This window comes from Massilia sp. IC2-278 (assembly GCF_020708045.1).
GTDB lineage: Bacteria > Pseudomonadota > Gammaproteobacteria > Burkholderiales > Burkholderiaceae_D > Telluria.
In genome coordinates, this window is the sequence record NZ_JAJFES010000004.1 from 357,340 (window position 1) to 374,091 (window position 16,752).

Genomic DNA, 16,752 nt, shown 5'->3' on the forward strand with positions numbered 1-16,752 from the left:
ATCAGCGGCGGCGCTGGAAGCCGCCCGGGCGCGGTGCAGGCGTGCCGCGCTGCTCGATGTGACGGAACACGATGCGCGCCTTGTTCAGGTCGTACGGCGACATCTCCAGCGTCACCTTGTCGCCCGCCAGGATGCGGATGTGGTTTTTCTTCATCCGGCCCGAGGTGTAGGCGATCAGCTGGTGACCGTTCTCGAGATCGACGCGGAAGCGCATTTCGGGCAGCACGTCGGTCACGAGGCCTTGCATTTCGATGAGTTCTTCTTTTGCCATGATGGTTTTCCTTGATAGAGCTGCGAGCCGGCATACCACGCCGCCATGAACGATGCTGCGATCGACAGTGCCCGCAGGGACTGGACCGGAACTGAAGTGAATAAACCGCCGTCGCGGCGGGTCAGGACGCTGCGCCGCCGGATCGCCGGTTGCGCTGGAAGGAAAAAAAGCCCGCTTGCTGCGGGCTTCGTTCTATGGTTCGCCGGAATCCGAAACCCGTGAACCTGTCGAGGCGGCCGAGAGTTCACATGAACTTCATCGACTGCATGCAGTGTAGCACGGATAGCGAATCGCTGCTTGCCGCCCCCTCGTTTCCGCTTGACGCCGCAGGCGTGCACAGGCACATTACGATTAACAAGTTAGTTAATTAAATAATGAACTCAAACCTGGACAAGACTTTCGAAGCCCTGGCGTCCCTGCCGCGCCGCAAGATCATGGCCCTGCTCTCGCATGTCGAGCTGACCACCTCGGAGCTGGCGGAGAAACTGGCGATCAGCGCCCCCGCCACCTCGCGCCATTTGTCGGTGCTGGAAAACGCCGGCCTGGTGTCGGGCGAGCGGCGCGGGCAATTCGTCTATTACACGCTCAACGGCGACAGCCTGGTGACGCGCCTGTCCGGTTTCATGTTCGAACTCTGCCCCACGGCTGCGCCGCTCAAGCGCGAATCGAAGGCCCTGGCAAAGAAGCGCAAACCCGTGTGATCGACAAGGAGATTCGCATGCAGCATTCGCATAACGGCAACGTGGTCAATGGCAGCATGGTCTGGTCTCCCGTGAAATCCCTCTGGTGGAGCGCCATGGTCGGCGTCGCGCTGGTAGGCGGCTGGTTCACCTTCAGCTGGGCCGCGCTCGTGCTGTTCCTGGCGACGACAGGCACTGTGCTGCTGTTCGGGCACTCGCTCGGCAGCCACCGCAAACTCATCCACGACAGCTTCGCCTGCCCCAAGTGGCTGGAATACCTGCTCGTCTACACCGGCGTGCAGGTCGGGTTGTCCGGGCCACTCGGCCTGCTGGCCCAGCACGACCTGCGCGACCACGCCCAGCGCCAGCCCGATTGCCACGACTACCTGCGCCATGGCCGTTCGTTCTGGAAGGATGGCTGGTGGCAGCTGCACTGCGAACTGCGGCTCGACCATCCGCCGCGGCTGGCCGTGCCGGCGCACATCGCGCAGGACCGCTTCTACCGCTTCCTGGAACGCACCTGGATGCTGCAACAGCTGCCGCCGGCCCTGCTGTTGTACGCGCTCGGCGGCTGGCCCTTCGTGATCTGGGGCGTCTGCGCGCGCATCGGAGCCGGCGTAACCGGACACTGGCTGATCGGGTACTTCGCGCACAACCACGGCGCCATGGCGCATACCGTCGAGGGTGCAGCCGTGCAGGGGCATAACGTGGCGCTGGCCTCGCTGCTGACGATGGGCGAGTCCTGGCACAACAACCACCATGCCTATCCCGGCTCGGCCAGGCTGGGGCTATACCCCGGCGAATGGGACCCGGGCTGGTGGGTGCTGGTGCTGCTGCAACGCGCCGGGCTGGCATGGAACTTCCGGCTGCCGGCGGACTGCCCGCCGCGTGCCGAGCTGCGTGTGCATGCGGCGCTGCCTATCGCCCTGCCGCAGGCGCACAAATCGTGGCGCGCCACGGTCGGCGCCATTGCCACTGCCAGCCGCCAGCTGCTCGCGCGGCGCGGCCAGCTGGTGCTGGAAGGGCCGTTCGTCCTGCTGTCCGAACAGGCCGCCCACTGCCTGGCCGGCGCCGGGGTTCAAGCGCAGCGCACGCCCTTGCGCTCCCGGCTGTCGTTCGACCACGGCGGGCAGACGGTGCGTGGCCTGCCTGCCCTCCTGATCGCAGTCGGCACGCGCAACGCGTTCACGGCCGCCGCCGCGCTGGTGCTGCTGCCGTTGGCCACCCTGTGCGAACTGGCGCGCAGCCAGGTCGACGCCTGACGTCCTGGGCTCAGGGCACCGCTGCGGGAATCTCGTCCAGGCTGCGGTAGACGAGCAATCCGCGCGCCTCGGCTGCGGTGACCATCCGGTCCGCTCCGCTGGAGGCGCCGCCGATGCGCAGCACCGCGTCGCAGTGCGCCAGCAGGCGCTCGCAGTGGGGGTGGAAGATGGCGTCGTAGATGTTGTCGCCCGGCGTTTGCGAGCTGGCGGCGTGTACGACCGGCAGCGCCAGCCACTCGCCCAGCACCGGAACGTGGCCGCGTTCGTACAGCGGCAGCGCGCAGGCTTCCATCGCCGCGACATTGGCGGCGATGCGGCCCGGATCGTCATCGGTTCCCGAGCGGTAGGGGCCGGCAACCAGGATCATCATGCTGCGCGGCTTCAGCACGTGCAGGTGCAGGTACTGCAGCAGCATGATGGTCTTGCCGTCCATGATCTCGCCGCGCTCGACCATCGCCAGCGCTTCGTCGGCATCGAGTTCCAGCACCTCGATGTCTTCTCCTTCGGCCTCGACACCACCGCCCTCGCCCACCTGCGATGCGGCGTCGTACTCGCCAATAAAGAAGTGCAGCCGCTCGGTGACCGAGCCGGGGCTCATGAAGACGTCGAACACCTGCTCCAGGTGGGCGACGCGGCGCCCGGTTTCCTCTTCCAGTTCTGCACGGATGCGCTGCTCGGGACTGGCCTGGTCGAGCAGGCCGGCAGCCGCCTCGATCAGGAAGCCGTCGTGGCCGTTGACGTAGGCGGGAAAGCGGAACTGGCGCGTCAGCAGCACGGTGCGGCGCGCGCGGTTGTACAGCAGGGCGACGGCGCCGTTGCCGCGGTCATAGGTTTCGCGGGTCAGCGTCTGCCAGCTGCCGTCGCGCCGGCGGTAGTCGAAGGTGGTTTTCTTCAGCACGTGCCAGTCGTTGGCCAACAATTGCTCGTTGCGGATGCGAACATGATCTTGCACGGTATCTGGCACGACGGTCTCCTTTTGTTTGCGCTTTTTCATACTAACGTGCAAAATCGTGCAATATTAAGATAAATCGTGCAACCATGCTGACCTCACAACGTAAGCTGCTGCTACTCGACCTACTCAGGCAGGAGGGCAAGATCGTCGCCAAGACCGTCGCCGCCCAGCTCGACATCTCCGAAGACACCATCCGGCGCGACCTGCGCGAACTGGCGGCTGAAGGCCTGCTGCAGCGCGTGCACGGCGGCGCCCTGCCCGCTTCGCCGGCGATGGGCGACTTCGCTGCGCGCCAGCAGATCGCGGTCGACGACAAGAGCGCCATCGGCCGCGCCGCCGCGCTGATGATCCAGCCAGGACAAGTCGTCTTCCTCGATGGCGGCACTACTTCGGCGCAGCTGGTGCGGCACCTGCCGCCCGATTTGAAGGCAACCGTGGTCACACATAGCCCCTCGGTGGCCGTCGCCCTGGTTTCGCATCCGTCGATCGAGGTCATCATGCTGGGCGGACGGCTGTTCAAGCATTCGGTGGTGGGCGTGGGAGCGGCGACGGTGGAAGCGATCCGGCAGGTGCGGGCGGACATCTACTTCATGGGCGTGTGCAGCGTGCATCCAGACGCCGGGCTGACGACCGGGGACTTCGAGGAGGCGGGCGTCAAGCGGGCGCTGAGCGCGGCGGCGGCGGAAACGATCGTGCTGGCCTCGCCAGAGAAGCTGGCGACGGCTTCGCCTTACCAGGTGATTGAGCTGGATGCGTTGTCGGGGTTGGTGACGATAGCCAGCGTGCCCGATGCGGTGCTGGCGCCCTACCGGGCGCGCGGGATTTCCGTTCACCTAGCATAGCAATATTGACATATATGAAACATCAGATCTCGCTGAGCAAAGCAACTAGCTTGACAATATTATTTACTAACCATAGCATAAAATTTACTAAACTCTCATGACACAGGGATGGTTATGGATAGTGAAGCTTTCGTTCAATTAGCTCTGCAGTCTCTGCATTGCAGCCAAAGAGAGCTAGCGTCTCGAATTGGCGTTTCGCCAACCCAGATAAGTAAGTGGAAGAAGGGCGAACATATGTCAGCAGATATGGAAGAAAAATTTCGCACTCTTATCCAAATCGGTGATAAAGAACCGAGATTCGTTCTCTTATCTGGCTCTCTGACAAACGCTACCAAATGGGAAAAGCTAATTCAGTATCTCGCCAGAATTGCACAGGAAAACGCAGAAACGGGTTACAACACAACTCCATTGTACGACGAGGACGGACAACTGTGTGCGGATACCTTCCGTGTTCTTATGGAGATGGGCATCACACCTCCGAATCAGTTTCCTACTGATTTAGATTTTGATTATGAGGGTGATGAAGGAGAAAAAATTGAGCAAATACTCGAAGAAAATTTCTATGCAAAAATCATTTACGCGATTTTCTGTTCACTGAACGATGTTTATGGCTTTTACGCGGCTTATATTTCTGAATTAATCTGGGATGACGAACTAGAGCTCCTTGGCACTAAAGCGGACAACATCGAACCCTGTCTCCTAGAGCTTGCTGCTAGTAAAATTAAGGGCGAGCATGAATTAACGCAAACTTTTCGGCAGTTTAGGCGTTCAGTGCAAAGCGATTACGAAGAGTGGCTAACGCTTGTAAAAGATCGGGCCTTCCGCAATCGGGTTCCATTACGGGCAGAGTTACTGAATTTAGTAAGAGGAGCAAATGGAGAAATAGGCGAGGAAGCTGAAGCTGAAAGTCTTGGATTTAACTCTTCCCGTATCCATCCAGACATTTATATGAACGAACTTCTGGTTGGAATGAGGGTTATCCACCAGGTACTTCCAGCAATCTTAAAAAAACTTGGGCTCGAAGATGAGTTTAAGTTAGACGAATCGGAGTTGCGCCTTAATTAACTCTACATGAGTATTCCGGGATTTTAAAAAACCATTCCTCTAACTCTGCCAAGCTCTGGATCAAATCGATAGATTTCACATGCATTGCAGATGCTGCCTAGCTACGTTTATCAGCTTCATCCAAACAGCCAGCTTCTGCTCGAACGTCATCGCCATATGCGCCGGCGAACTCGATGGCAGCACCACGGTGCGGTAGCCGGCCTGCTCGAACTGCGGCGCGAACTTGCCCGACGCCTGGCCATTGAAGCCGACCGTTTCCAGTTGCGGACACAGCTTGTGCAGCCGTTCGAAGTCGTTCGCGGCCGGCTTGCGGATCGCGGAATCGAGACTGCCTTCGCGCTCGCAGGCGGCCAGCACGTCCCACAGACCGAAGCGGTGCGCCAGCAGGCGTGGCAGGCGTTCGTTATAAGGTAGGCCGTACAAGTCTTCGCCGACCAGCGCGCCGACGAGTTTCCAGAACTGATTGCGTGGATGGGCGTAATACTGCTGGGCCGCGAGCGAGGCGGCGCCGGGGAAGCTGCCCAGTATCAGGATGCGGGTATCGGGCGCGATGACGGGCGCGAGGCCCATCAATAATGGACTATTTTGGGAAACGGTATTCGGCATGGAAGGATTGTAGCGCCCTGCCCGCGCCGCCGCGTGCACACGAAAAAAAGCGGCAGACCGCAACCGCGGGCCGCCGCAAGGGGCAAATTAATATCGATCAGTTACCTGCTCAGTTGCGTTCTCAGTTGCGTGCCACTCAGTTGCGTGCGAATGTATTGGCAGCCGCCGGCGCATCCCAGCTACCGCCCAGCGCCCGGATCAGCGCCACCGTGGTCAGCGCCCGGTCGCCGCGCAGCTGCACCGCCGTGCGCTCCACCGCTGCCAGATTGCGCTGGGCGTCCAGCAAGTCGAGGTAGCTGGAGCGACCGGCGTCGTACAGCTTGCGCGCCAGTTCGGCCGAGCGGCGCGCCGACACCAGCGCCTCTTCCACCTGCACGCCCTGCGCATCGAGCACGCGCAGGCCGGCCAGGTTGTCCTCGACTTCGGCAAAGGCCACCAGCACGCGTTCGCGGTAGGCGCCGACGGCTTCTTCCAGCGCCGCTTCGCTGCGCGTGACGTTCGCCTTATTGCGTCCGCCGTCGATGAGCGGCAGCGACAGCATCGCGCCCAGCACCCAGGAACGGCTGCTCCACTTGAACACCTCCGCCACGGTGCCGCCGACACCGCCGCCGGCCGCATCGATGTTCAAGGCCGGGAACATGGCGGCGCGCGCCACGCCGATGCGCGCATTCGCCGCTTCCATGCCGCGCTGGGCTGCCGCGATGTCGGGGCGGCGTTCCAGCAGCGTCGATGGTAGCCCCGCAGGAATCACCGGCATCTGCGCGCTGGCAGGCAGCGGCGCCGCACCGGCCGTGAAGTCGGCGGCCGGACGGCCCAGCAGCACGGCCAGCGCGTGTTCGGTCGTCGCACGCTGGCGTTGCAGGCCCACCGCTTCCAGGCGCGTGGTCGCCAGTTCGGTCTTCGCGCGGGTCAGGTCGAATTCGCCGATATCGCCCAGGTCGAAGCGGCGCTGGTTGACGCCCACGCTTTCCTCGCGCAGGCGCACGGTTTGCGCCAGCGTGTCCAGTTCGGCGTCCAGCGCACGCAGGCGGAACCAGCCCTGCGCGACGTCGGCTTGCAGCGATAGCAGCACCGAACGGTAGCTGGCTTCCACCGCACCGGCATCCTGGCGCGCCGCCTCGACATTCGACGACACGCGGCCGAACAGATCGACCTCGTAGCTGGCCGACAGGCTGGCGTTGTAGGTCGTGCGCGGCGCCACCGCACTGCCCTGCGGCAGATTCGCTTCCAGCGCGGATGGCCGGCCACGCTGGGCGCCGAAGCCGACGCCGACCTGCGGGATGCGGTCCGCTTCGGCGATGCCGGCAATCGCGCGCGCCTGCTTCACACGCGCAGCCGCCACGGCCAGGCTGGCGTTGTTGCGCGCCGCTTCATCCATCAGCGCGGTGAGCGCGGGGTCCTGGAAGGCCAGCCACCATTCGCCGCGCGCCTGCTGTTCTGCCGGGCGCGCCACCTGCCAGCGGCTGCCGTCGGCGGCGATTTGTACTGCCGGCGGAGCCTCCTTGAACGCCACCGGGACAGCGACTTCAGGCTGACGGAAGCTTGGGGCCGCGCAGGCGCTCAGCAACAGGGCCACCATCAGCGGTGCAATACCGTGTGCAATCATCGCCTTCATTGTGCAACTCCTTCTTCAACATGCGCGACTGGCGCACGCACCACCGCAGGCTTTTCGAAACGCTTGGCCAGCGTGCGCAGCAAAACATAGAACACCGGCGTCAGGAACAGGCCGAAGAAGGTCACGCCCAGCATGCCGGCGAACACCGCCACGCCCATCGCATGGCGCATCTCGGCGCCGGCGCCGCTCGAGAACACCAGGGGCACCACGCCCATGATGAAGGCGATCGACGTCATCAAAATCGGACGCAGGCGCAGGCGGCAAGCCTCCAGCGCGGCATCGACGATGCTGCGGCCGTGGTGTTCCAGCTCGCGGGCAAACTCCACGATCAGGATCGCGTTCTTCGAGGCCAGCCCCACCAGCACGAACAGCGCGATCTGGGTGAAGATGTTGTTGTCGCCGCCGGTCAGCTTCACGCCCACCAGGGCGCACAGGATCGACATCGGCACGATCAGGATCACCGCCAGCGGCAGGGTCCAGCTTTCGTACTGGGCGGCCAGCACCAGGAACACCAGCAGCACGCACAGCGGGAAGACGTAGATCATGGTGTTCCCCGACAGGATGTCCTGGTAGGTCAGGTCGGTCCATTCATAGGCGATCCCTTTCGGCAGCGTCTCTTTTGCGATCTGCTCGAAGATGGCTTGCGCCTGGCCCGAGGACACGCCCGGGGCCGGGCCGCCGTTCATGTCGGCCGAGACGTAGGCGTTGTAGCGCTGCACGCGGTCCGGGCCGTAGCTGTCCTTTACCTGCATCAGCGAGGACAGCGGAATCATCTCGCCGCTGTTGCTGCGCACCTTGAGCTGGGCGATCTGCTCGGGCTGCGAACGGAACTGGGCGTCGGCCTGCACGCGCACCTGGTAGGTGCGGCCGAACTGGTTGAAGTCGTTCACGTACAGCGAACCGAGGTTCACCTGCAAGGTCTGGTAGATGGTCTGCAGCGGCACGCCGAGCTGCTTGGCTTTTACGCGATCGACGTCCGCGAACAGCTGCGGCACGTTGATCTGGTAGCTCGAGAACACGCCCTGCAGGCGCGGGTCGGCCCAGGCCTTGGCCTGCATCGCCTGCGTTGCCTTGTACAGCGCGTCGTAGCCGAGGTTGCCGCGGTCTTCCAGCATCATCTTGAAGCCGCCAGTGGTGCCCAGACCGTTCACCGGAGGCGGTGGCAGCACCATGACAAAGGCGTCTTCCACCGCGCCCATGCGCTTGTTGATCTCGGCGGCGATGCCTTCGGCCGACTGCGCCTTGCCCTTGCGCTCATTGAAAGGCTTCAGGCTGAAGAAGGCGATGCCCGAGTTCGGCGCATTGGTAAAACCGTTGATCGACAGGCCAGGGAAGGCGATCGACGATTCCACGCCCGGGATCTCGGCCGCAATCGACGACATCTTGCGGATCACGGCGTCGGTGCGGTCGAGCGAGGCGGCGTCCGGCAGCTGGGCGAAGCCGATCAGATAGGCCTTGTCCTGCTGCGGCACGAAGCCCGGCGGCACCACCTTGAACATGAACACGGCAGCAATGCCGAGCACCGCATACACGCCGAGCGACAGGGTCTTGCGGCGCAGGACGCCCTTCACGCCGCCTTCGTAACTGTGCGAAGCGCGGCCGAAGAAGCGGTTGAAGGCGGCGAAGAAGCGGCCGAAGACGGCGTCCATCATGCGCGTCAGGCGGTCCTTCGGCGCGTCGTGGGCTTTCAGCAGTGCGGCGGACAGCGCCGGCGCCAGCGTCAGCGAGGCAAAGGCCGAGATCACCGTGGAAATCGCAATCGTCAGCGCGAACTGGCGGTAGAACTGGCCGGTGAGGCCGGCAACGAAGGCGATCGGCACGAACACGGCGCACAGCACCAGGGCAATCGCGATGATCGGGCCGCTCACTTCGCGCATTGCCTGGATCGTCGCATCGTGCGGTGACAGGCCATTCGTGATGTTGCGCTCGACGTTTTCCACCACCACGATGGCGTCGTCGACCACGATGCCGATGGCCAGCACCAGCCCGAACAGGGACAGCGTGTTGATCGAGAAGCCGAACATCAGCATCACGGCAAAGGTGCCCACCACCGACACCGGTACGGCCAGCAGCGGAATGATGGATGCGCGCCAGCTTTGCAGGAACACGATCACCACCAGGGCGACCAGCACCACCGCTTCGAGCAGGGTGTGGATCACGGAGTCGATCGACTCGCGTACGAATTGGGTCGGGTCGTACACAATGCTGTATTCGACGCCTTCCGGAAAATCTTGCGACAGCTCGGCCATGGCCGCGCGCACGTCGGTCGACAACTGCAGCGCGTTGGCGTTCGGCGCCTCGAAGATCGGGATAGCGACCGCCGATTTATTGTCGAGCAGCGCGCGCAGCGCATACGAGTTCGAGCCCATCTCCAGGCGCGCCACGTCCTTCAGCAGCGTGGTAGCGCCGTCGGCGTTCGTCTTCACGACGATGTTGCCAAATTCCTCGACGCTGGCCAGGCGGCCCTGCGTGTTCACGGTCAGCTGGAAGTCGGCATCCTTGCTCGGCCCCTGGCCGATGACGCCGGCCGCGACCTGCACGTTCTGCTCGCGGATCGCATCGACCACGTCGCCGGCCACCAAGCCGCGCGCCGCCACCTTTTGCGGATCGAGCCAGACGCGCATCGCGTAGTCGCCCGAACCGAAGAGCTGCACTTCGCCCATGCCGTGGATGCGCGCCAGGCGATCCTTGACGTTCAGGGTCGCGTAGTTGCGCAGATACAGGTCGTCGTAGCGGCCGTCCGGGGATTTGAGGTGCACCACCATGGTCAGGTTGGGCGAGCTTTTCACGGTGGTGACGCCGATCTGGCGCACCTCCTCGGGCAGGCGCGGCAGCGCGCGCTGGACACGGTTCTGCACCTGGGTCTCGGCCTGTTCCACATTGGTGCCGATGGCGAAGGTAATCGTCAGCATCAGCGCGCCGTCCGAGGTGTTTTGCGAGGACATGTAGAGCATGTTCTCGACGCCGTTGATCTGCTCTTCCAGCGGTGCGGCCACGGTTTCGGCGATGACCTTCGGGTTCGCGCCCGGGTACTGGGCGCGCACCACCACCGAGGGCGGCACCACGTCCGGGTACTCGGACACCGGCAGCTGCAGGATCGAGATCAGGCCGCCGACGAAGACCAGCACCGACAGCACGATGGCGAAGATCGGCTTGTCGACAAAAAAGCGGGAGATATTCATGGTCTTATTCCTTCACGGCCGCATTCGATGCCAGCGCCACCGGCGCCGCGTCCATCGCCACCAGCTGCGCCGCGATCGGCGCACCGGGGCGCACGCGCTGCAGGCCGTTCACGACGATCTTCTCGCCGCTTTTCAACCCAGTGCGCACCACGCGCAGGCCATCCACGGTGGGGCCGAGCGTGACCGGGCGGTATTCGGCCTTGTTGTCGGCGCCGACCACGAACACGTACTTGCGGCTCTGGTCCGTGGCCACGGCGCGGTCGCTGATCAGGACAGCGGTGCGGCTGTCGGCGGCGCCCAGCTGGATGCGCGCGAACAGGCCGGGCGCCAGCTTGCGCTCGGCGTTATCAAACGTGGCGCGCATGCGCACGCTGCCGGTGCGGGCATCCAATTGGTTGTCGACGAATTCGAGCTTGCCCTCGTGCGGGAAGCCGTCTTCGTTGGCCAGGCCCACGCGTACGCCGACCGGCGTGCCACCCTGGGCCTTGGCGCCGACGCGCAGATAGGTTTCCTCGTCGCCGTCGAAGCTGGCGTAGATGCGGTCCAGCGACACCACCGAGGTCAGTACCGCCGAGGCGTCGACCAGGTTGCCGAGGGTGATTTCGGCTTTCGACACGCGGCCGTCGATCGGCGAGACGACCTTGGTGTAGGCCAGGTTCAGGCGTGCCGCGTCAAGCTGGGCTTGCGCCGCGTTGGCGTTGGCTTCGAGTTCCTTCTGGCCGGCGGCGGCTTCGTCGTATTCGCGGCGGGCGATGGCCTTGTCAGCCAGCAGGCTTTCGGCGCGCGCCAGTTCGCGCTTGGCCAGATCGAGCTTGGCGCGGCTTGATGCGGCAGCCGCTTCGGCGCGCGCGGCTTCGGCCTGGTAGGGGCGCGGGTCGACCACGAACAGCACGTCGCCCTTCTTCACTTCGCTGCCCGGCTTGAAGTTGACGGCAGTGATGAAGCCACTGACGCGCGAGCGGATCTCGACGCGTTCGATGGCTTCCAGGCGGCCCGAGAATTCCTGGGTTTCGGCGACCGGACGCTCCAGCACCAACGCGGCCGAGACCGGCGGTGCGGCGGGCGCCTGGGCTTCGGCAACCTTGCCAGTGGCATCGCCGCAGCCGGAAAGCGTGGCCGCAATCAGGCCGGCGGCGGCCAGCGCCATCGACATCGGCCGCAGGAGTGCGGACCATTCATGTGTGCGTTTCATGTTTACCCCTTGTTATTGTTGAGTATTAGTAATGAGTCAAATGCTTGGGCAACACCCGCCCTGCCCGGCGCCGTTCTGGATAGGAGCGCAGGAAAAATGGGCAAAGCGGGTCCCGCCACGCTCGGATGAGCGCGGTAGTCCGGTTCAGTAGTGGTTTAGGAGATCAGATAGATCAGGTGGCGGAAGTCATCCCGTGGCTGCCTCCCCGTCCAGGCCGGCGATGAAGGCGGCGATTTCGGTCAGGGCGCTGGCCTTGCAGGCGCAGTCGTTGCGCCCGCCCGGTTCGGTCAGCGGCGCCGGCAGCAGGCGGCGCACGGAGGCCGGCACGCCGAAGCTGTTCAGCTTGGCGCCGTAGGCTTCGGCTTCGTCGCGCAAGGGATCATCCTCGGCGGACAGGATCAGGGCCGGCGGCAGATTCTTCAGCCGGCTCGATTGCAGCGGCGACGCGTACGGGTGGGTACGGTCGGCGGCATGCGGCAGGTAGCCGCGGTAGGCGGCGGCGCAATCGTCGGCCAGCGCTTCCATGTCGGGGCAGTTCGGCATTTCGCGCATCGAGCAGGTCGACAGACCCGGGTCGAGCATCGGCATCAGGAGGATCTGGCCGGCCAGCTTCGGGGCGCCGCGGTCGCGCGACATCAGGGCGCAGACGGCAGCCAGGTTGGCGCCGGCCTCGATGCCGGCCACCAGCATGCGCTTGCCGTTCCAGCCGAGCTTGGTCTTGTTCTTTTTCGCCCACAGCAGCACGGCGTGAGCATCCTCGACGGCCGCCGGGAAGGGACGCACGGTGGCCAGGGTGTAGCTGGACGCCAGCACCACTTGCGCGTGGCCGCCGTCGGCCAGGTGGCGCAGGAAGGCGTCGGATTCGTCCAGCTTGTCTTCGACGAAGCCGCCGCCGTGGAAGAACACGATCAGGGTGTCGCGCTTAGCCGCCGGGCCGGCGCTGTACAGACGCGCCTTCAGCGGGCCCTGTTCGCCGGCGACCGCGAGTTCCTTGACGCGCACGTCGTCGGCCTTGCCTGCCAGGCCGGTCTCGAAGGGTGCGTTCATGGCGCCACCTGCGTGGCAGCGGCCAACAATTGTGCATCCGCAGCACGGGCAGCATGCGCTTCGGGGCAGACGGTTTCGATCACGGCATTCGACAAGGCCTGGACGCCGCGCGCCTCGACGCCGGCAGCCTGGGCATACGCGCCGCTGCCGACCATGCCCGCCATCGCCAGCGTACTCAGCGCCAGTGCGATTGTTGCGACGATGCCATCCTTGTGTGTCATGACCTGCTCCGATGTAAAAATATGACTGTCAGTACGCACACTATAGACATCATCTACAATCTGATAAAGATGCCAATTTCGAATTGATTGTTCGGAATGCGCGAACAATAAGCGAAAAACCTGAACGATTCCTGATCGAGAGAGAAGCAAAGTGAACAAGCTGCAAGCCATGGAAGTGTTCGTGCAGGTGGTCGACACCGGCAGTTTCACGCGCGCTGCCGAGATGCTAAACATGCCCAAGGCCAGCGTCTCGACCCTGGTACAGGCGCTGGAAACGGCGCTCGCGGCCAAGCTGCTGCACCGCACCACGCGGCTCGTCACCGTCACCTCGGACGGGGCCGCCTATTACGAACGCTGCATCCGCATCCTGTCGGACGTGCGCGACGCCGAAGAGTCGCTGTCGCGCACGCGCCTCAATCCCAGCGGGCGCCTGCGGGTCGATTCGCCGACCGGCTTGTCGAGCGAAATCCTGATCCCGGCCCTGCCCGGCTTTTTCGAGCGCTATCCGGACATCACGCTGGAACTGGGCAGCACCGACCGCACGGTCGACCTGATCGAGGAAGGCGTCGATTGCGCGGTGCGTGGCGGTCCGCTGCTCGACCCCGGCCTGATCGCGCGCCGGGTCGGCGTGATCACCTTCGTTACCGCCGCCGCGCCGGCCTACCTGGCGCGCCACGGCACGCCCACGCATCCGAACGATTTGCTGAAGCACCGCTGCGTGAATTACTTTTCGGCCAGGAACGGCAAGGTTTCCGACTGGGATTTCAACCGCGACGGCGAGCGCATCGAGATCCCCCTGCCTGGCTCGATTGCCCTGAACGATTCGAATGCTTACGTCACCGCCGGGCTGGCGGGACTGGGCATCATCCAGATGACCGATTACCTGTTGCTGCGCCACGTGCAGGAAGGCCGCATGGTGCAATTGCTCCCGGAATGGAGCAGCGACCCGCTGCCGGTGCACGTGGTGTATCCGCAAAACCGCCATTTGTCGGCCAAGGTGCGCGTGTTCGTCGAATGGGTGTCGGAGCTGTTTGCGAACCATCCGCAGATGCGCCTGGGTGCGCGTCCGGGTTTCGCGGAACAGGCCCAGGCGGCGTGATTTTTTCGGCTGGGACGGGTGTAGAATTTCTACACAAAAATCAATTCAGGAGACCCTCGCCATGCGCGCCCCCCCGTCCCGCGACATCCACACCCTGCTCGACATCTACAGCGAAAGCCACCGCAACCCGACCAATGAACTGATCCATTTCGTATGCGTGCCGGTGATCGTGTTCTCGCTGCTCGGCATCCTGTGGGCGATTCATCCGCTGGTGGCGCTGGCCGCGGCGGCGGGGGCGATGTGGTACTACTTCCAGCTCTCGAAACCCTTTGCCCTGGGCATGCTGGCGATGGCGGGAATCATGCTGGCCCTGCTGGCGGCGATGCCGGCGTACGCCGTGCTGCCGTTGTCGATTGCCATCTTCGTGGTGGCCTGGATCGGCCAGTTCGTCGGGCACAAGATAGAGGGCAAGAAGCCATCGTTCTTCGACGACCTGCGTTTCCTGCTGATCGGGCCTTTGTTCGTGCTGGGTTTCCTGTACCGCAGGCTGAATCTGGCTTATTGATACCGGCTAATTAAGGCCGGCATATTGAGCTCTGGCGCCAACGCGCGCCACGCGGCGCCGACGAGGAGTAGGATTTCTGGACAGAGAAACAAGCCGGAGATCATCATGAAAAAGTCACTGCCCCTCGTTGCCATCCTCGCCGCCGGCCTGCTTGCCGGCTGCGCCACCCCGCCCCAGTCGGGGAGCGTCTACCGCTCCTACCAGGCCCAGTCCGAGCAGGTCGTGCGCATGGGCGTGGTCGAATCGGTACGCAACGTCACCATCGTCAACCCGGAATCGGGCGTCGGCACCATGGGCGGCGCGGCCCTGGGTGGCCTGGCCGGCTCGCAGATCGGCAGCGGCAACGGTTCGGCCGCGGTCGGCATCGTCGGCGCCATTGCCGGCGGGCTGATCGGGAACCGGGTCGAGGCGAATGCCAACAACCGCCCCGGTTTCGAAATTACCGTCAAGCTCGACAATGGCGAGCTGCGTGCGATTACCCAGTCGGCCGATGAATTGTTCCGTCCGGGCGAGCGCGTGCGTTTGCTGAGCAATGGTTACCAGACGCGCGTGACGCATTGATCCTTCTTTGTGCGCAGGTGTTGTATCGGTTCCGAAAACCTGCGCACGAGCACTTGATATTGCCAATCTATAGACGACAGGCAACAGCGAAAGCACGTATACTTTCGCGATGCCTACTCCTGTTCTGTTCGTCATCGCATCCCTGATCTGGGGTTCGACCTTCTGGGCCATTACCTTGCAGCTGGGTGACGTGCCGCCGGCCGTTTCCGTGGTCTACCGATTCGCCCTGGCTTCGGCCACGCTGTTCTTCATCTGCCTGATCCGCGGCCACAAGCTGCAGCTGCCGTGGCGCACCCAGAAATGGATGATGCTGCAGGGCGCCGCCACCTTTGGCCTGTCCTACATCTGCACTTACCAGGCTGAGGAAGTCGTGGTTTCGGGCCTGGTGGCGGTGCTGTTCGCGCTGATGGTGTTCTGGACGCCGCTCCTGGGCCGCGTCTTCCACGGCACGCCGATCGCGCCGCGCACCTGGGGTGCGGGCGCGGTGGCCACCGCCGGCGTGGCCCTGCTGTTCTGGCACTCGATCGGCCAGGCCTGGCAGGATCTGCAGCTGGGCGGCAGCGGCCACTTCCTGCTGGGCGTGGTGCTGGCCCTGGCGGCGACGATCGCCAGCTCGGCCGGCAGCATCGTGGTGAGCAAAGTGCGCGAGCAATCGACCAACGTGATGCTGACCACGGCCTGGTCCATGCTCTGGGGCACGCTGCTGGTGGTGTTCTACGTGCTGCTCACCGGCCAGCGTTTCGTGGCGCCGCCGAGCCTGTCGTACACGCTGGGCCTGTTCTACCTGGCCCTGTTCGGCTCGGTGATCGCCTTCCTGGCCTACTTCACGCTGATCGCCCGCATCGGGCCGCAAAAGGCGGTGTACATCGGCGTGATCACGCCGGTGCTGTCGGTGCTGCTGTCGATCAAGCTCGAACACTACCGTCCCGGTCCCGTCGAATTCTTTGGCATGATCCTCTGCCTGGCCAGCGTGGCCTGGGCACTGCGTGCACCCGCAGCCAAACCAGTGCAAAATGATCTTTTGAACAACGCAATCGAAACCCCATGACCTCTGCCACACACTTTTCCATCCGCCCCGCCGAGCCGGCCGACGTTACCGACATCCATTCGATGATCGTCGAGCTGGCCGTGTTCGAGAAACTCGAGCACATGGTGGTTGCCACCGAGGAGCTGCTGCACGAAGGCCTGTTCGGCAACAAGCCGGCCTGTGAAGCCATCGTCGGCGAGGAAAACGGCGAAGTCGTGGCCTTTGCCCTGTTCTTCCATAACTTCTCGACCTTCCTCACCAAGAAGGGCCTGTACCTGGAAGATCTGTATGTGCGTCAATCGCATCGCGGCAAGGGCTACGGCACCCAGTTGCTGGCGCGCCTGGCCCAGCTGGCCGTGGAACGCAACTGCGGCCGCTTCGAGTGGTCGGTGCTGGACTGGAACGAACCGGCCATCGGCTTCTACCAGACCATGGGCGCCGAGATCTTGCCGGAGTGGCGCATCTGCCGCGTAACGGGCGAAGCGCTGGATCACCTGGCGCGGCGCGGGCTCTGATTCGCCGACCGGCACACTGGCAGCGAAAAGCCGCATCTCACACTGGCAAGAAAAAGCCCACGGGACCTTGTAGCGCCGTGGGCGAACCCATTTTTTAGGATGGGGAGGGG

At 63.8% G+C, this 16,752-nt stretch carries 16 protein-coding genes and 1 pseudogene; 9 read left to right on the plus strand and 8 right to left on the minus strand.

Features of this window, described 5'->3' with window-relative positions:
* Window position 1 precedes the first annotated feature (1 nt).
* Window positions 2-271 (minus strand): translation initiation factor IF-1, encoded by a 270-nt coding sequence (gene infA / locus LK540_RS11510; RefSeq protein ID WP_229437426.1) that lies wholly within the window; start codon window positions 269-271, stop codon window positions 2-4.
* Window positions 272-645: 374 nt separating this feature from the next.
* Between infA and LK540_RS11515 the strand changes: the two genes are divergently transcribed.
* Window positions 646-972 carry a helix-turn-helix transcriptional regulator gene (locus LK540_RS11515; protein WP_229437427.1) on the plus strand — a complete coding sequence of 109 codons (327 nt, stop codon included), beginning with the start codon at window positions 646-648 and terminating at the stop codon, window positions 970-972.
* 17 nt (window positions 973-989) lie between these two features.
* Complete coding sequence (locus LK540_RS11520; RefSeq protein ID WP_229437428.1) at window positions 990-2,213, plus strand: acyl-CoA desaturase; 1,224 nt, start codon at window positions 990-992, stop codon at window positions 2,211-2,213.
* A 382-nt stretch (window positions 2,214-2,595) separates the two neighbouring features.
* On the opposite strand, the pseudogene LK540_RS11525 reads toward LK540_RS11520, so the two are convergent.
* Window positions 2,596-3,207: pseudogene (locus tag LK540_RS11525) on the minus strand (NUDIX domain-containing protein); the annotation flags it as partial.
* Window positions 3,208-3,251: 44 nt separating this feature from the next.
* Between LK540_RS11525 and LK540_RS11530 the strand changes: the two are divergent.
* Window positions 3,252-4,007: a DeoR/GlpR family DNA-binding transcription regulator gene (locus tag LK540_RS11530; protein ID WP_229437429.1), complete on the plus strand. Its 756-nt coding sequence runs from the start codon at window positions 3,252-3,254 to the stop codon at window positions 4,005-4,007.
* A gap of 114 nt (window positions 4,008-4,121) precedes the next feature.
* The gene (locus LK540_RS11535; RefSeq protein ID WP_229437430.1) at window positions 4,122-5,072 is read left to right on the plus strand and encodes a DNA-binding transcriptional regulator; all 951 of its coding nucleotides are present in this window, start codon (window positions 4,122-4,124) and stop codon (window positions 5,070-5,072) included.
* A gap of 75 nt (window positions 5,073-5,147) precedes the next feature.
* Here the strand turns inward: LK540_RS11535 and LK540_RS11540 are convergent, their stop codons facing one another.
* From LK540_RS11540 to LK540_RS11565, 6 genes are all read right to left on the minus strand, one after another.
* Window positions 5,148-5,678 (minus strand): DNA-deoxyinosine glycosylase, encoded by a 531-nt coding sequence (locus LK540_RS11540; RefSeq protein WP_374041352.1) that lies wholly within the window; start codon window positions 5,676-5,678, stop codon window positions 5,148-5,150.
* Window positions 5,679-5,814: 136 nt separating this feature from the next.
* A complete protein-coding gene (locus LK540_RS11545; RefSeq protein WP_229437432.1) occupies window positions 5,815-7,293 on the minus strand; it encodes an efflux transporter outer membrane subunit in 1,479 nt (492 codons plus the stop codon).
* Window positions 7,290-10,475 carry an efflux RND transporter permease subunit gene (locus LK540_RS11550; RefSeq protein ID WP_229437433.1) on the minus strand — a complete coding sequence of 1,062 codons (3,186 nt, stop codon included), beginning with the start codon at window positions 10,473-10,475 and terminating at the stop codon, window positions 7,290-7,292. Before LK540_RS11550 ends, LK540_RS11545 begins: the two co-directional genes overlap by 4 nt.
* A 4-nt stretch (window positions 10,476-10,479) precedes the next feature.
* Window positions 10,480-11,667, minus strand: coding sequence for an efflux RND transporter periplasmic adaptor subunit (locus LK540_RS11555; protein WP_229437434.1), 1,188 nt, complete (start codon window positions 11,665-11,667; stop codon window positions 10,480-10,482).
* A gap of 186 nt (window positions 11,668-11,853) precedes the next feature.
* Window positions 11,854-12,714, minus strand: a complete 861-nt coding sequence (locus tag LK540_RS11560) for an alpha/beta hydrolase (RefSeq protein ID WP_229437435.1) — start codon at window positions 12,712-12,714, stop codon at window positions 11,854-11,856.
* Window positions 12,711-12,935 (minus strand): hypothetical protein, encoded by a 225-nt coding sequence (locus LK540_RS11565; RefSeq protein WP_229437436.1) that lies wholly within the window; start codon window positions 12,933-12,935, stop codon window positions 12,711-12,713. The genes LK540_RS11560 and LK540_RS11565 overlap by 4 nt, the downstream gene beginning before the upstream one ends.
* Before the next feature lie 151 nt (window positions 12,936-13,086).
* Between LK540_RS11565 and LK540_RS11570 the strand changes: the two genes are divergently transcribed.
* The 5 genes from LK540_RS11570 (at window position 13,087) to LK540_RS11590 (ending at window position 16,642) form a co-directional block, all read left to right on the plus strand.
* On the plus strand, window positions 13,087-14,034 hold the full coding sequence (locus LK540_RS11570) for a LysR family transcriptional regulator (protein WP_229437437.1): 948 nt from the start codon (window positions 13,087-13,089) through the stop codon (window positions 14,032-14,034).
* 61 nt (window positions 14,035-14,095) lie between these two features.
* Entirely contained in the window at window positions 14,096-14,539 is a 444-nt protein-coding gene (locus LK540_RS11575; RefSeq protein WP_229437438.1) for a DUF962 domain-containing protein, read from the plus strand.
* A gap of 105 nt (window positions 14,540-14,644) precedes the next feature.
* Entirely contained in the window at window positions 14,645-15,100 is a 456-nt protein-coding gene (locus LK540_RS11580; protein ID WP_229437439.1) for a glycine zipper 2TM domain-containing protein, read from the plus strand.
* Between the two features lie 109 nt (window positions 15,101-15,209).
* On the plus strand, window positions 15,210-16,148 hold the full coding sequence (locus LK540_RS11585; RefSeq protein ID WP_229437440.1) for a DMT family transporter: 939 nt from the start codon (window positions 15,210-15,212) through the stop codon (window positions 16,146-16,148).
* Window positions 16,145-16,642, plus strand: coding sequence for a GNAT family N-acetyltransferase (locus LK540_RS11590; protein ID WP_229437441.1), 498 nt, complete (start codon window positions 16,145-16,147; stop codon window positions 16,640-16,642). Before LK540_RS11585 ends, LK540_RS11590 begins: the two co-directional genes overlap by 4 nt.
* The last annotated feature ends 110 nt before the right edge of the window (window positions 16,643-16,752 follow it).

Excerpts from the sequence above, each read along its gene's own strand:
- infA (WP_229437426.1), bottom strand. The coding sequence starts at position 271 with ATGGCAAAAGAAGAACTCATCGAAATGCAAGGCCTCGTGACCGACGTG.
- LK540_RS11515 (WP_229437427.1), top strand. The coding sequence starts at position 646 with ATGAACTCAAACCTGGACAAGACTTTCGAAGCCCTGGCGTCCCTGCCG.
- LK540_RS11520 (WP_229437428.1), top strand. The coding sequence starts at position 990 with ATGCAGCATTCGCATAACGGCAACGTGGTCAATGGCAGCATGGTCTGG.
- LK540_RS11530 (WP_229437429.1), top strand. The coding sequence starts at position 3,252 with ATGCTGACCTCACAACGTAAGCTGCTGCTACTCGACCTACTCAGGCAG.
- LK540_RS11535 (WP_229437430.1), top strand. The coding sequence starts at position 4,122 with ATGGATAGTGAAGCTTTCGTTCAATTAGCTCTGCAGTCTCTGCATTGC.
- LK540_RS11540 (WP_374041352.1), bottom strand. The coding sequence starts at position 5,678 with ATGCCGAATACCGTTTCCCAAAATAGTCCATTATTGATGGGCCTCGCG.
- LK540_RS11545 (WP_229437432.1), bottom strand. The coding sequence starts at position 7,293 with ATGAAGGCGATGATTGCACACGGTATTGCACCGCTGATGGTGGCCCTG.
- LK540_RS11550 (WP_229437433.1), bottom strand. The coding sequence starts at position 10,475 with ATGAATATCTCCCGCTTTTTTGTCGACAAGCCGATCTTCGCCATCGTG.
- LK540_RS11555 (WP_229437434.1), bottom strand. The coding sequence starts at position 11,667 with ATGAAACGCACACATGAATGGTCCGCACTCCTGCGGCCGATGTCGATG.
- LK540_RS11560 (WP_229437435.1), bottom strand. The coding sequence starts at position 12,714 with ATGAACGCACCCTTCGAGACCGGCCTGGCAGGCAAGGCCGACGACGTG.
- LK540_RS11565 (WP_229437436.1), bottom strand. The coding sequence starts at position 12,935 with ATGACACACAAGGATGGCATCGTCGCAACAATCGCACTGGCGCTGAGT.
- LK540_RS11575 (WP_229437438.1), top strand. The coding sequence starts at position 14,096 with ATGCGCGCCCCCCCGTCCCGCGACATCCACACCCTGCTCGACATCTAC.
- LK540_RS11580 (WP_229437439.1), top strand. The coding sequence starts at position 14,645 with ATGAAAAAGTCACTGCCCCTCGTTGCCATCCTCGCCGCCGGCCTGCTT.
- LK540_RS11585 (WP_229437440.1), top strand. The coding sequence starts at position 15,210 with ATGCCTACTCCTGTTCTGTTCGTCATCGCATCCCTGATCTGGGGTTCG.
- LK540_RS11590 (WP_229437441.1), top strand. The coding sequence starts at position 16,145 with ATGACCTCTGCCACACACTTTTCCATCCGCCCCGCCGAGCCGGCCGAC.